This window comes from Arthrobacter sp. StoSoilB19 (assembly GCF_019977275.1).
Classification (GTDB): domain Bacteria; phylum Actinomycetota; class Actinomycetes; order Actinomycetales; family Micrococcaceae; genus Arthrobacter.
In genome coordinates this window covers 1,185,522-1,197,737 of the sequence record NZ_AP024650.1, presented here as the reverse complement: position 1 = coordinate 1,197,737, position 12,216 = coordinate 1,185,522, and the positions used below count along the sequence as shown (strand labels likewise).

Annotated in this window: 14 protein-coding genes; 4 read left to right on the top strand and 10 right to left on the bottom strand. The window is 66.2% G+C overall.

Annotation, left to right across the window (positions count from 1 at the left end):
• Positions 1-174: 174 nt before the first annotated feature.
• The 3 genes from LDO86_RS05580 to LDO86_RS05570 form a co-directional block, all read right to left on the bottom strand.
• Complete coding sequence (locus LDO86_RS05580; protein ID WP_018771828.1) at positions 175-702, bottom strand: hypothetical protein; 528 nt, start codon at positions 700-702, stop codon at positions 175-177.
• 453 nt (positions 703-1,155) lie between these two features.
• Positions 1,156-2,559, bottom strand: a complete 1,404-nt coding sequence (locus tag LDO86_RS05575; protein WP_018771829.1) for a GntP family permease — start codon at positions 2,557-2,559, stop codon at positions 1,156-1,158.
• 35 nt (positions 2,560-2,594) lie between these two features.
• The gene (locus LDO86_RS05570; RefSeq protein WP_056393373.1) at positions 2,595-3,140 is read right to left on the bottom strand and encodes a gluconokinase; all 546 of its coding nucleotides are present in this window, start codon (positions 3,138-3,140) and stop codon (positions 2,595-2,597) included.
• 192 nt (positions 3,141-3,332) lie between these two features.
• On the opposite strand from LDO86_RS05570, the gene LDO86_RS05565 reads away from it, so the two are divergent.
• Positions 3,333-4,067: an FCD domain-containing protein gene (locus tag LDO86_RS05565; protein ID WP_026266159.1), complete on the top strand. Its 735-nt coding sequence runs from the start codon at positions 3,333-3,335 to the stop codon at positions 4,065-4,067.
• A gap of 57 nt (positions 4,068-4,124) precedes the next feature.
• Here LDO86_RS05565 and LDO86_RS05560 read toward each other — a convergent pair whose 3' ends face one another.
• The 6 genes from LDO86_RS05560 to LDO86_RS05535 form a co-directional block, all read right to left on the bottom strand.
• Positions 4,125-5,081 (bottom strand): plastocyanin/azurin family copper-binding protein, encoded by a 957-nt coding sequence (locus tag LDO86_RS05560; protein WP_224084372.1) that lies wholly within the window; start codon positions 5,079-5,081, stop codon positions 4,125-4,127.
• Positions 5,082-5,520: 439 nt separating this feature from the next.
• On the bottom strand, positions 5,521-5,724 hold the full coding sequence (locus LDO86_RS05555; protein WP_009372930.1) for a cold-shock protein: 204 nt from the start codon (positions 5,722-5,724) through the stop codon (positions 5,521-5,523).
• A 201-nt stretch (positions 5,725-5,925) separates the two neighbouring features.
• Positions 5,926-6,273, bottom strand: coding sequence for a hypothetical protein (locus tag LDO86_RS05550; protein WP_018770411.1), 348 nt, complete (start codon positions 6,271-6,273; stop codon positions 5,926-5,928).
• Positions 6,260-6,670, bottom strand: coding sequence for a hypothetical protein (locus LDO86_RS05545; protein WP_056393368.1), 411 nt, complete (start codon positions 6,668-6,670; stop codon positions 6,260-6,262). The genes LDO86_RS05550 and LDO86_RS05545 overlap by 14 nt, the downstream gene beginning before the upstream one ends.
• The gene (locus LDO86_RS05540) at positions 6,667-7,893 is read right to left on the bottom strand and encodes an Nramp family divalent metal transporter (RefSeq protein WP_224084371.1); all 1,227 of its coding nucleotides are present in this window, start codon (positions 7,891-7,893) and stop codon (positions 6,667-6,669) included. The genes LDO86_RS05545 and LDO86_RS05540 overlap by 4 nt, the downstream gene beginning before the upstream one ends.
• Positions 7,894-7,903: 10 nt before the next feature.
• A complete protein-coding gene (locus LDO86_RS05535; protein ID WP_134164601.1) occupies positions 7,904-8,443 on the bottom strand; it encodes a hypothetical protein in 540 nt (179 codons plus the stop codon).
• A 191-nt stretch (positions 8,444-8,634) separates the two neighbouring features.
• Here LDO86_RS05535 and LDO86_RS05530 point away from each other — a divergent pair, with 191 nt between their 5' ends.
• From LDO86_RS05530 to LDO86_RS05520, 3 genes are read left to right on the top strand one after another with little or no spacing between them, the layout of a single operon-like run.
• Positions 8,635-9,036 (top strand): TfoX/Sxy family protein, encoded by a 402-nt coding sequence (locus tag LDO86_RS05530; RefSeq protein ID WP_056393363.1) that lies wholly within the window; start codon positions 8,635-8,637, stop codon positions 9,034-9,036.
• Between the two features lie 2 nt (positions 9,037-9,038).
• Positions 9,039-10,304: an NAD(P)/FAD-dependent oxidoreductase gene (locus tag LDO86_RS05525; RefSeq protein ID WP_224084370.1), complete on the top strand. Its 1,266-nt coding sequence runs from the start codon at positions 9,039-9,041 to the stop codon at positions 10,302-10,304.
• Positions 10,305-10,328: 24 nt separating this feature from the next.
• On the top strand, positions 10,329-11,093 hold the full coding sequence (locus tag LDO86_RS05520; protein ID WP_224084369.1) for an alpha/beta hydrolase: 765 nt from the start codon (positions 10,329-10,331) through the stop codon (positions 11,091-11,093).
• A 46-nt stretch (positions 11,094-11,139) separates the two neighbouring features.
• On the opposite strand, the gene LDO86_RS05515 is transcribed toward LDO86_RS05520, so the two are convergent.
• The gene (locus LDO86_RS05515; protein ID WP_018770418.1) at positions 11,140-11,847 is read right to left on the bottom strand and encodes a hypothetical protein; all 708 of its coding nucleotides are present in this window, start codon (positions 11,845-11,847) and stop codon (positions 11,140-11,142) included.
• Positions 11,848-12,216 lie beyond the last annotated feature (369 nt).

Sequence of the window (12,216 nt, the reverse complement as noted above, 5' to 3'; positions counted from 1 at the left end):
CGCGCATGGAATGCACGCCATGGGGAACAACGACGGCGGGGCGGCCGGTGTTCCCGCCAGGGGCGGACCTGACGCATAAACGGGCCCGGACGCGTTCCGCTCCGCAGGGAACTGGACTGGGTCCGGGCCCAATTTATTATGGGGGTGCCGATCGGCACCCTGCCGAATTACGCCTTAGCAGGAAAGTGCTACTGTCCCGGTGAACCCGTTCGGGTCGGTAGCGGTGCAGCGGAAGATCACTGTACCTACCGGTTGCTCGATCACGAGCGTGATGGACGTGACCGTCAGAACCGGGTTGATGCCTTTCCAGTTGCTGTTCGGGCATCCCGCTTCAGCCGCAGTGACCTCGTTCTTGGCGGTCAGGTCGACCGGGTTGGTCACGAGGGTCAGGTTACCGTTCTTGATCGCCGAACTATCGATGAAGGTGGGTTCGCTGACAGGCCCTTCCAGGACCTTGTTCTGACCCGGGGCAACGTTGCCGCCCTGGTTCTGGCACTGGTAGACGGCGAAACCGGAAACGGTGACCGTGGCCTTGAGATCGGAATTTCCGAGGCCCGCGAGTACGGCGCGACAAGTGGTGGTGGATGTTGACCCGTTGGCGGTCACGGTACAGACCGGTTCGCCGCCTTTTTTGAAGTGTGGACTGGCGGCTTGGGCGGAAAGCCCGGTCGTGAACACAATGACGATTGCTGCGAACAGCATGAACAGTGGTCGGAGATAAGATCTCATGATTGCCTCTAGGGTGGCGGTCCGTCTCCGAATGATCATCGAAGGCGGGGCTTTAGTTGATGGCCATCGGACTCTTCGCTGATGGCGAGATGAGCCGCTCTGTTGACCCCCAGCTACCATGGGCAAAGCCCTGCGCCCCGCGTTACGCGGGGTCCCCGAAACGGCAACAGCAGCATCCTTACGCCTGCATGGATCTGCAATTGCAGCTAAAGGATACTGCCCTCGGCGGACAGCGTCCATGGCCCGGGCTCCCCTACAATCCCCCTTTTTTGGCGGATATTCCCCCTGTTAAGCCACTCGGATGGCCACCCGAAGCAAGCGCATTCGATTCAGGCTCCCGCCAGCTTCTCGCCTGAATGCAAGAAGCGCCAGCCTCCGGTCAGAGGCATCTGACCGGAGGCTGGCGCCACGTGTTTGGTGGGTTGCTTAGCCCCCTATACCGGCCACCATGAAGATGACCGCGGCGACGGCGAAGCCCATCACGCCGATCAGCGTTTCCATCACGGTCCAGGTCTTCAGGGTGGTCTTGACGTCCATGCCGAAGAAGCGGCCAACCAGCCAGAAGCCGGAGTCGTTGACGTGTGAGACCACCACTGAGCCCGCAGCCACGGCGATGACCAGCGCCGCCACCTGCATGCCGGTCAGCCCCGCGGTGGCCACTGCCGGGGCGATGAGGCCCGCGGTGGTGGTCAATGCGACGGTGGCCGAACCCTGGGCGATGCGCAGGATGGCGGAGATGAGGAAGCCGGCCAGGATCAGCGGGATGCCCAGGTTGCCCAGGACAGAAGCCAGCGCCGCGCCGATGCCCGAGGTGCGCAGGACGCCGCCGAACATGCCGCCGGCGCCGGTAATAAGGATGACAGAGCAGACCGGGCCCAGCGAGGACTCAAGCAGCTTCTCCAGGGCACCGGCGTGGGTTCCGCGGCGGGCTCCGAGGACATACATGGCCACCAGCACGGCGATCAGCAGCGCCACCGGCGTTTCACCCACGGTGCGAAGGAGCTGGAACCACTGTTCCTTCTTCACGGCGTCGGACAGCACGCCGGAGGAGGCCAGGGTGTTCAGGCCGGTGTTGAGGAAGATCAGGACCAGTGGCAGGAGCAGCAGGCCAATGATGGTGCGGAACCGGGGCGGGTGGGACTCGGCCTCCGCGCTGGCGTGGCCCAGGATTTCCGGCACGGGCAGGACCAGCTTCTTGCCGGTCCAGAGGCCATACAGGTAGGCCGTGACGTACCAGGTGGGAATGGCGGTGATGAGGCCGGCGATCAGCACCAGGCCGATGTTGGCGTCAAAGAATGCAGCGGCCGAGACCGGCCCCGGGTGCGGCGGCAGGAAGATGTGCATGACCGAGAAGGCGCCGGCGGCCGGAAGTCCATACCGCAGCACGCCGCCGCCAAGTCGGTGGGCTACGGCGAAGACGACGGGCAGCATGACCACCAGGCCGGCGTCGAAGAAGATGGGGAAGCCGAAGATCAGGGAGGCCAGGCCCAGGGCGAACGGTGCCCGTTTCTCGCCAAAGACGCCGATCAGGTAATCGGCCAGGACTTTGGCGCCGCCGCTGGTTTCCACGATGCGGCCGAGCATGGCGCCGAGGCCGACGAGCAGTGCCACGGTGCCCAGGGTGGTGCCGAAGCCGTTGATCAGGACCGGAACCACCTGGTTGGCGGGGATTCCGGTGGCGAAGGCGGTGGCGAGGCTGATGAGGATCAGTGCCACCAGCGCGTGCATCTTCAGCCGGATGATGAGGAACAGCAGCACAAGAATTGCCGCCGCGGCGATGAGCAGCAGGGGGCCTGCACCCATCGTCTGGGTCCATCCTTCGATGGTCATGGTTCTCCTTTGAAACAGGGTTGGGGACTACGGGGTCAGGACGCTTTGGGCGCCTGGCCGGCGGGGAGGTTCAGGGCCCGGACGACGGCGGCGACCAGCTCTTCGGGTGAGTGCGAGATATCGAGGCGGAGGCTGCCGGCGTCGAGCTCTTCCTGGCTGAGCGGTTCAAGGGTGGCAAGCTGGCTGGGCAGCAGGGCGGGCGGCATGAAGTGGCCCACCCGGCCCTGCATCCGCTGGCTGATCAGGTCCGCGCCGCCGTCGAGGTGGAGGAAGATGACACGGCCTTCGGCGCCGGCGAGCAGCTCCCGGTAGCCGCGCTTGAGCGCGGAGCAGGTGAGGACGGTGCTCTTGCCGGCGGCGGCCTGCGCGGTCATCCAGCTGCGGATCTCATCGAGCCAGGGCCAGCGGTCCTCGTCCTGGAGGGGAATCCCCTGGCTCATCTTGGTGATGTTCGCTTCTGGATGGAACTCATCCGCTTCGGCGCAGGCCCATCCCAGCTGCTGGGACAGGGCGGCCGCCAGGGTGGATTTGCCGGAACCGGCAACGCCCATGACCACCAGGTGCGTGGCTGGATACTGCATGTCATACCTCCGGAGAAGACGTCTTTGGCTTTCGAAGAAGCTCGCTGCGGGTCCGGTGTTCATCGGACCAAGCGATAAGGTATCACCTTTTTGAGCAATAGATACTATCTATTCTTGTCACAAGTCATACCTTTGGCGGTTAGGGGGCTATTCTTGAGGGGCGCACCGGCGCGTAAGGGAACGGGGAAAAGAATGTCGACGGCGACAGTCCAGGACGGCGATGAAGTGCACGACGGCGGGCCTGCCCCAGCCACGCAGGGCCGGGTTATTGAGGCAGTGGGGGTAGCCATAGCCTCCGGGAAGCTGGCCCCGGGCACCCGCCTCACCCTTGAAGGGCTGCAGCACGACTACGGCATCTCCCGGACCGTTGCCCGGGACACCATGAAGGTCCTGGAATCGATGAACCTGGTCTATTCGCGGCGTCGCGTGGGCATCGTGGTGCAGGAACCGTCCCTGTGGAATGTGTTTGACCCCAACCTGGTGCGCTGGCGGCTGGCCTCGGACCGGCGGGACTTGCAGTACAGCAGCCTGACCGAGCTGCGCATCGCCGTCGAACCCATCGCGGCCGCCGGGGCGGCACGCCGGGCCAGCGCAGCAGAACGTGCCCAGCTCGTGGCCCTGGCCGCTGACCTCCGCAAGCTGGGCGAGGCTGGTGATCTTCAGGCCTTCCTGGCCGCCGACATCGCTTTCCACCAGCTGCTGCTGCGAAGCTGCGGCAATGAAATGTTCCGTGCGCTGGAAGGAATGATCGCAGAGGTCCTGACCAGCCGGACCCGGCAGGGGCTCATGCCGTTCAAGCCGAGGAACGAGGCGCTGAAGGCGCACGAGGACGTGGCCTCAGCCGTGGCCGGCGGTGACACGGCGGAGGCTGAACGGGCCATGCACCACATCCTCGATGAGGTGCGGGAGGCCATGGGGCTGCACTGACCCGGAAAACGCAGGTCCGGCCGGGGCAACCGCCCCGGCCGGACCGTGTAGCCGGCGTTAGTCGACCACTCTCACCTTGCCCACCATGCCCATGTAGTCATGGAGTGCGCAGATGTACTCGAACGTTCCTTTGGACTTGAACGTTACTTCGAATGTGCCGCCACCGGGCGGGATGATGCCCGAACTAAGGTCGCCGCCGGTGAAATGCTCCGGGTCGCCGGACGGGGCGAAAATGTTCGCCGGTTCAGTGCCGAAGGTGACCGTGTGGGGTGCGCCCATGCCGTCATTGACGAACTCCACCGTCTCGCCCACGTGCACCGTCACGGTGGGCCGCACGAACCGCATGACCATGGCCACGCCGTCGTCACCGCCTGCCATCACCTTGTGGTTGGATGCCTCCTGTGCCAGGGATGCGTCCAGTTGGTGCCCGTCCCGGAGGATGGCCCGCTCCTGCGCCCGTGATGCCTTGTCGTAGTCAGCCTGGCTGTACGGGTAGTCGGTGCCCCGGTCGCGCACGTGCACGGTCCCCTTCATCACGGTGCCGTGGACCAGGCAGTAGTAGGTGAAGTTTCCTTCCCGGGGGAAGGACAGGGTGTAGCTCCTTGCGTCCGGGAAGCCAGGGACGTCCACGTTGGCCAGGATGCCGGAGTTGTAGTACGACTTTCCGTCGTAATAATCCTTTCCGCGCTTCTGCAGCTCATCGTCGCTGAACGGATTGAACGGCTGCAGCGACTGGCCTGCCGCCAGGAACGTCACGGTATGTATTTCTGCGGAGTTTGCCTGCCAGGTGATGGTGTCCCGCTCATTGATGTAGATCTCTGAGGGAAGGAAGGCCATCCCCTGGATCTCCTGGTCGCTGGACTCAGAGCCCACCTGTACCTGCCAGGTCCGGTGGCCCCATCCGTCGGCTGACGCGGGGCCGGCTGCAGCCAGGGAGGCGAGCAATGCGACAGCGAATGCCACAATCAATGCCAGCTTGTTGGATCTCGGTTTGATTCCCCGATAGTGCTTCATGGCGATGCTTTCTTGAACGGCGATCTGTTAAATGCCGATTTGCAGCTGCGGCCGATTCAAACCCATTGCATGACTGGCCCAACCGGCCACTGTTTTTTCGGAGTGAAGGTGCCGGCTGCCGATGCCGGGGAGCGCGGGCAGCCAGTGCCGGCCGGTGATCGGGGCCGGATATGCACCACCCCAACTGGTGCCGCGCAGGTTCAATTCTCTTCCCAGCCAAGGCGCTGGTTCCGCACGTCAGAGGCGTGCGCAGTACAAGAGTGCTCCTGCAATTCACATTTGTCGAGACGGTTCTTCCAAGGAAGATGCCCGCCCAACGCTCAGCCCTGGGCAAGGCCCAACCCGGGGAACTGGCACACATGGGTTAAACAGAAAGCAGGGCCTGCCGATAAACGGCAGGCCCTGCTTGGAAACCTAACGGTCCCGGAACTCTAAGGAATTAGAGAGCCTGGATGTTGGTGGCCTGGGGACCCTTGGGGCCCTGCTCGGTGTCGAAGGAAACCTTCTGGTTCTCTTCGAGGGAGCGGAAGCCGTTGGAGTTGATCGCGGAGTAGTGCGCGAAAACGTCCTGCGAGGAGTCGTCCGGGGAAATGAAGCCGAAGCCCTTTTCAGCGTTAAACCATTTGACGGTACCAGTAGCCATTATTTTTGTCCTTCGTGAAGGTGGAGGGAAAATCCCGACTTTCGGGCCCTCCGGCGTGGGGTGTTCAAAAACCGCTACTTCAGAAGAACACGGACTTTCGACCGCGCGTACTGCCTGAACTACCAACTGCATAAACACAACAACAGTCTCAACACTACAGGAGTTTCGGCCCACACCTAATCCCGCACCGGTTGGGCGCCGCTAAACCTGGCCGCCGCCTTCCAACGCCGTGCTGTAGCGGGTGTATCCCGGCCGGAGCCGGACTGAGTGCGGCCCCACCATCGATATGTCCTCCCACAGCACCAGGAACGAGCCGCGGTGCCGCCACCGGAGGATCCGGGCCAGCAGCCAGGGCCGGGTGAGGCCGTTCCGCTCGTAGCCCAGGAACGATGCGACACTGTGCGGGCTGACCACCAGCCCCAGCAGCCGCGGCTCCGCCATCAGCTGGTGCGGGGCTCCGTCCAGCACGAAACGGGCGTCGGCAACGCGGCCCAGCCGTCCGCCGTCGGCATCGTGGACCGGTGTGCCCAGCAGGTCACCGAGGATCATGGCGGCCTCCCGGTATCCGCGCAATGATCTTGTCCCGCACCCACCGTTCCACCCAGCTGGCGTCCAGCGGCTCCCCGCTCACGCCAAGGCGCACCACCACACCCACTTCCGCCACGTCCTTCCACGGGATGCGGATCAGCCGGGACGACGGCGGCCTGCCGCCAAAGATCCGCGTGCCCAGGACCGCGCCGGTCAGCAGGGCCGTGATGGCCGGCGGTGCCGTCCCCGCCGGAATCTCCACGTCCAAATCAGGCCCGCCCACCTCAAGGTCGTCCACGGTGGTGACCGGGACGCCGTCGTGGTCCAGGACCTGCCGGTCCATGAGGTGCAGTTGCGCGTCCAGGATGCGGCCGCTTACGCGCGGAACCGGCGGCAAAGGACCGGATGGCGACGTCATGAGCCGGCTCCTGTCACAATCATGAGCGGGATGGCGGCAAGCGAGGCCACCAGGATGATCACCAGGTAAACCATTCCCAGCACGTTCACGGCCCGCCCGTTCACATGCTCGCCCATGTACTGGGGATCATTGGCCACGATGAGGACCGGCAGGTACGTGAGCGGCAGGGCGATGGCGGAGAACACCACCGAGTATTCGGTCACCAGCACCGGGTCCACGCCGGTGGCCAGGACGGCCATGCCCACCAGGAGGCACACCATCATCGACAGGTGGAACCGCGCGGCCTCCGCCGGCCGGCGGAACTTCCCCCAGGACCAGCCAAAAAACTGGGCCAGGGTGTATCCGGACGAGAGGGTGGTCTCCAGGGCGGCGCCGAACGTGGCGGCCACAATGCCCACCAGCACAAACGCCAGCCCGACCTTCCCGGCACCCTCCGCCACGGGCAGGACCACCTGGGACAGCGACGTCACCGAAATACCGGCGGGCAGGAGGACGACGGCGGCGCACCCGGCGATCGCCACGGACAGCAGGCCGCCCAGCGGGAAGCCGACCAGGACGTTGGTGCGCTCCTGCAGCAGGTCCTTCACGGTCCAGCCTTCCTCGACGGCCCCGGAGGAGAAGAAGAAGACCTCATAGGGGGTCATGGCAGCGCCGAACAGCGCGATCGCGTAGTAGCTGTAGGTCCATACCGTTTCCTGCTCCGGCACGGCCGGCGCCAGCTGCCCGGCGAGCGCACCCCAGTCCGGCTTGAGCAGGAACAGCGCCACCGCAAAGACAATCAGCGTCAGCCCCAGCAGGCCCGTGACGTTCTCCATGATGGAGAACCGCACCCGCCAGATCACCAGCCACACTGCCACCGCGGCCACGGGAATCCACAACAGGTAATACACACTGCTGGCCAATTGCAGGGCCAGGGCCACGCCGCCGATCTCCGCCGTGACCGTCATGAGGTTGATTAGGAACGACGCCGAGAGGTTGGCCAGCCCGGCCCGGGGCCCCAGGCGTTCGCGGATCACTTCGAACGTGGCGCGGCCGGATGCGGCCGCCACCCGGCCGGACATGTTGGCGAAGAGGCAGATGCCCAGTACGCCGACGGCCACCACCCACACCAGCGACAGGCCGAAGCGGGAACCGACAACGGCGTTGGTCACCAGGTCCCCGATGTCCACGAACCCGCCGATGGCGGTGAGGATCCCGAGCGCGACGCCGAGGAGCCGCTTCACGGTTCCGCCCTCATTGTGACCCCACCTTGCCTTCGAGCTGCTTCAGGGCGTCCTGCGCGTCCGCGAGCGCCTTGTCACCGTCCGCGAGGGAGGGGGCGCCGCCGTCGTTCCCTGCCAGGGCGGCGCGCGCCACGGCGAACCCCGCGGCGCAGTGGTCCAGCACGTCCAGTGCCTGCTTCTGGGTGTCGCGGTCCTCCTGCGTTGCCGGCGAGAGGTTGAGGACGGTGTTCCGGCTCCCCTGGACTTCTTTTAGCTCATCGTCGAGGGCGGTGGAGGTGGCGGCGCGGGTCAGCTTGCCGTCCATATCCTGCCGGAGCGCGATCCGGGCTGTGGCCACCGCGGAGGAGCTGTCCTTCACGGCGGTGGCCACCGACTGGCTGGTGCCGCCGCTGCAGCCGGTGAGGAGGGCGAGCGCGGCGAGGGCAACGAACGCGAGCCGGGGTGCGGTGGCGGGACGGTTGGCCGGGCGGCACCGGATTCCTGCAGCCGGGGCGGAGGCCGGCGTGTTCAGCACCGTTGCCTCCAGCCCCCGGGACAATCCCGGATCCATGCGACCTGGCGGGGCAGCCACAAAATAGTTGCCTTGAGCTATATATAGCACTCCGCCGGGAAGTTTAACCTGCTCAGGACGGGATTTATTGCCGGCTGGGCGCATGCATCCCGGACCCTCGACCCCACCTCCGAATAGGCATATCCTGCATCCAGATCCTGCGGATACACCTGCCACCGGGAGATGAAGCCATGGAGATGCCCAAAGCCACCGAGGAAGACAAAGAGCGGTTCCGGCGCGTGGTTCCCGACCATCCGGGGGTGGTGGTGAAGCCGATGTTCGGCAACCTTGGCGCGTTCGTCAACGGCAACATGTTCGCCGGGCTGTTCGGTTCCACCATCGGCGTGAAGCTCTCCCCGAAGGACAAGGAGGTGCTGGAGTCGTCCGAACGGACCGTGCCGTTCGGGCCGGCCGAGCGGCCCATGGGCGGTTACACCGGGCTGCCGGAAATGTGGAATGAAGAGGGCGACGGCGATGACACCCGGGCGCGGGCCTGGGCCGGGAAGGCGCTGGACTACGTCGCGTCCCTGCCGCCCAAAGGGCCCAAGGAACCTAAAGCCCGTGCGTCCAGGACCTCAAGGGCGGCGCAGTAGCCATGTCCGCCCCCGCGGTTTCCCGCCATGAGACCAACACGGTGGTAGTGGGCGCCGGACAGGCAGGCCTGGCCACGAGCTACTGGCTGTCGCAGCGCGGCGTGGAACACCGGATCCTGGAGCAGCGGCCCGCCCTGGGCGGCGCCTGGCAGGACCGGTGGGATTCCTTCTACCTGAACACCCCCAACTTTTCAGTCTCCCTGCCGGGGAAGCCCTACGACGGACCGGAACCGGACGGGTTCATCGCCCGGGACGCCACCATCGACTTCTTCCGCCGCTACGCCCGGGACATCCATGCCCCGGTGGAGCTGGACACGACGGTGACCCGGATCGCCCCGGCGGATGCCGGGTTCACCCTCGAAACGGACCGGGGCACCTGGGCCGCCCGGAACCTGGTGCTGGCCAGCGGTGCGTTCCAGCGCCCACGGACCCCGCCTGCCGCCGTCGGCCTCTCCCCCGGAGTCCTGCAGCTGCACAGCCACGACTACCGCACCCCCGCCCAGCTCCCGGAGGGCGCGGTGCTGGTGGTGGGCACCGGGCAATCGGGCGGCCAGATCACCGAGGACCTGCTGGACGCCGGCCGCGCCGTACACCTGTCCGTGTCCAGCTGCCCGGAGGCGCCCAGGCGGTACCGTGGGCAGGACATCTTCCACTGGATCGTGGAGGTGAACGTCCACGGCCCGGAGTACGGCATCAACGCGCTCCAGGTGGACGGGCTGCCCTCCCCCGCCGGACGCTTCATGTGCAATCCGCTGCTGTCCGGCAACGACGGCGGCCACAGCGTGCACCTGCGCGAACTGGGCCGCCGCGGCGTCCGGCTGCACGGCCGGTTCGAGGGAATCGACGACGGCGTCCTCGTCTTCACCGACGACCTCGCCGAGCGCCTGGCACTGGTTGAGGCAGGGTTCGGGCAGCGGCTGGGACGGCTGTCCGATGCGTACATCAAGGCTGCCGGGATCGACGCTCCGGAGGCGGACGTGCCGGAGGAAGACCACTGGCTGCCCGCAGAGCCAGGCGCCCGGCTGGACCTTAAGGCGGAAGGGATCACCTCCATCATCTGGTGCACGGGCTACGCACTGGACTTCAGCATGCTGGACCTTCCCCTCCTGGACGAATGGAACTACCCGCGCCACACGAAAGGCGTGACGGAGCACCCGGGCCTGTACGCCGTCGGGCTCCCCTGGCTCACGCGCCATATCTCCGCCACCCTCGTGGGGGCGGGCCCGGACGCCGAGTACGTGACCGGACATCTGGCAGCGCGCCGCTGACCGGCGCCGGCGAAAGACAATGCCATGGAACCGCTCCGCGTGATCCTGCTTCCCGGCAGCGTCCTTCCCGCCGGCCCCGCCTACGGCGCGCTGCTGCAGGTCCTGGGACCCGGAGTGGACGCCATCGCCAAGGACCTGGAGCTCTACGCCGGGGATGCCCCGCCGCCGGGATGGAGCCTGGATACAGAGGGGGACGGCGTGCTCCGCGAGGCCGACGCCCATGGCTGGGACACCTTCCACCTGGTGGGGTATTCCGGCGGCGGGGCTGCCGCGTTGGCCCTTGCCGCCTCACATCCCGGACGGCTCCGCAGCCTGGCGCTGCTTGAGCCGGCCTGGGCGGGAAACTGGGACTGGAGCCCTGCCCACACCGAACTGTGGCAGCGTTACGGCCAGTTGTCCGCCCTGCCGCAGGACGAGTTCATGCCGGCCTTCATGAGGCTGCAGGTAAAGCCCGACGCCGTCCTGCCGGCACCGCCGCCCGGCCCGCCGCCGCCGTGGATGGCCAAGCGGCCGGCAGGCATCAACGCCTTCCTCCAGGCGTTCAACACCTATAACCTGGACCGCGGCCGCCTTGCCTCCTTCACGAAACCTGTGCTGTTTATGCTGGGCGGCATGAGCAGTCCGGACGAGCAGGGCGACAACGCCGCCCGGCTGGCCCGCGTCTTTTCCGATTACCGGCTGGAAGTCTTCCCGGGCCGCCACCATTTCGACCCCCCGCACCGGGCTGAGCCGCAGAGGGTCGCCGCACTGCTGCGTGGGCACTGGACCCGGGCGGAGGCGCTCCTCTGATGGGCCGCATGGGCTCACCGGCCGGCCCACCGGCCCGCTGGGCCCCTTAGCCTGCCCGGGGCCCGGGGCCGTGCGTCTTCTGCCGTCCGTCGCGGTGGGCGACGTAGGCGTAGACCATCAGCGTGATTCCCGCCAGGATCATGATGGCCGGGAAGGCGAAGTCCAGGGAAATGAACACCACCGTGGCCTGGAGCGCAAAGATCAAACCCATGACCGTCAGGACCGCGGCGGGGATCAGCGGCCAACTCATCCTTTCGCTGGGGTGGTCGGCAGCGTGCCCGGAGCTACGGACCGGGACCAGGGAGAGCGCGCCGAAGGTGGCTGCCAGGCCCAGGAACAGGACGGCCGCGGTCGGCATGCCCTGCAGTTCCTGCGGGAGTGCCACGATGACAGCAAGCGTCAACATGACGCCCGCCGGGATCGGGGCCCACCAGTTGGTGCGCTCGCGCAGGAACACGGCGGCGAACCCGCCACCCATGAAGAGGAAGAGGAAAGATGCACCCCATGCGCCGTTGGTGAGCTGCGTGGTGGTGATGACCGCTGCCAGGCCCAGGAACACGGAACCGGGGATGGCCGCCCACCAGTTCTCCCGGCGCTGGACGAACAGGGACAGGAACAAAACCCCTATGGCCGCGAAGATCAGCGGTGCGACAAAAGCTGCCGTGTCCATGACGCCGAGCCGGTCCAGCAGTAAGAGCCCACCCAGCCCAATAAGGACAAGGCCTGCAATGATGCTTGCGTTCGCCGATTTCACCGTGTGCCTCCCGGATCCGGCAGGCGGCCTTACGCCGCCCTGCTGATTTCAGGCTAGGGCCGGCCCCGCAACCGGAAACAGGGCACAAAGCCCCCGCCTTCCATGGGAACCAAACCTCCAAACCTTCCACGCGGGAATCTGTACCCGTCCTCCCCCATGACGGGACTTTCAGCCCTACAGCGGGACCCCAGACCCTTGGCATCCTTGTAGGGGCGCCGTCCGGGTCCTCAGGTTTGCGGGGCCGGAGTGGCTTTCCCCCTGACGCCCCTCCCCTGAGACCCAGTTCCCTTGCACACAGTTCACTTGCACACACTTCACTTGCACACACTTCCCTTGCCGCTGAGGCATTCCCGCAGTGTCACCGCAGAT

What these genes read in the sequence shown, in the direction of transcription:
- LDO86_RS05580 (WP_018771828.1), bottom strand. Translation starts at nt 702, where the DNA reads ATGCTGTTCGCAGCAATCGTCATTGTGTTCACGACCGGGCTTTCCGCC.
- LDO86_RS05575 (WP_018771829.1), bottom strand. Translation starts at nt 2,559, where the DNA reads ATGACCATCGAAGGATGGACCCAGACGATGGGTGCAGGCCCCCTGCTG.
- LDO86_RS05570 (WP_056393373.1), bottom strand. Translation starts at nt 3,140, where the DNA reads ATGCAGTATCCAGCCACGCACCTGGTGGTCATGGGCGTTGCCGGTTCC.
- LDO86_RS05565 (WP_026266159.1), top strand. Translation starts at nt 3,333, where the DNA reads ATGTCGACGGCGACAGTCCAGGACGGCGATGAAGTGCACGACGGCGGG.
- LDO86_RS05560 (WP_224084372.1), bottom strand. Translation starts at nt 5,081, where the DNA reads ATGAAGCACTATCGGGGAATCAAACCGAGATCCAACAAGCTGGCATTG.
- LDO86_RS05555 (WP_009372930.1), bottom strand. Translation starts at nt 5,724, where the DNA reads ATGGCTACTGGTACCGTCAAATGGTTTAACGCTGAAAAGGGCTTCGGC.
- LDO86_RS05550 (WP_018770411.1), bottom strand. Translation starts at nt 6,273, where the DNA reads ATGATCCTCGGTGACCTGCTGGGCACACCGGTCCACGATGCCGACGGC.
- LDO86_RS05545 (WP_056393368.1), bottom strand. Translation starts at nt 6,670, where the DNA reads ATGACGTCGCCATCCGGTCCTTTGCCGCCGGTTCCGCGCGTAAGCGGC.
- LDO86_RS05535 (WP_134164601.1), bottom strand. Translation starts at nt 8,443, where the DNA reads ATGGATCCGGGATTGTCCCGGGGGCTGGAGGCAACGGTGCTGAACACG.
- LDO86_RS05530 (WP_056393363.1), top strand. Translation starts at nt 8,635, where the DNA reads ATGGAGATGCCCAAAGCCACCGAGGAAGACAAAGAGCGGTTCCGGCGC.
- LDO86_RS05525 (WP_224084370.1), top strand. Translation starts at nt 9,039, where the DNA reads ATGTCCGCCCCCGCGGTTTCCCGCCATGAGACCAACACGGTGGTAGTG.
- LDO86_RS05520 (WP_224084369.1), top strand. Translation starts at nt 10,329, where the DNA reads ATGGAACCGCTCCGCGTGATCCTGCTTCCCGGCAGCGTCCTTCCCGCC.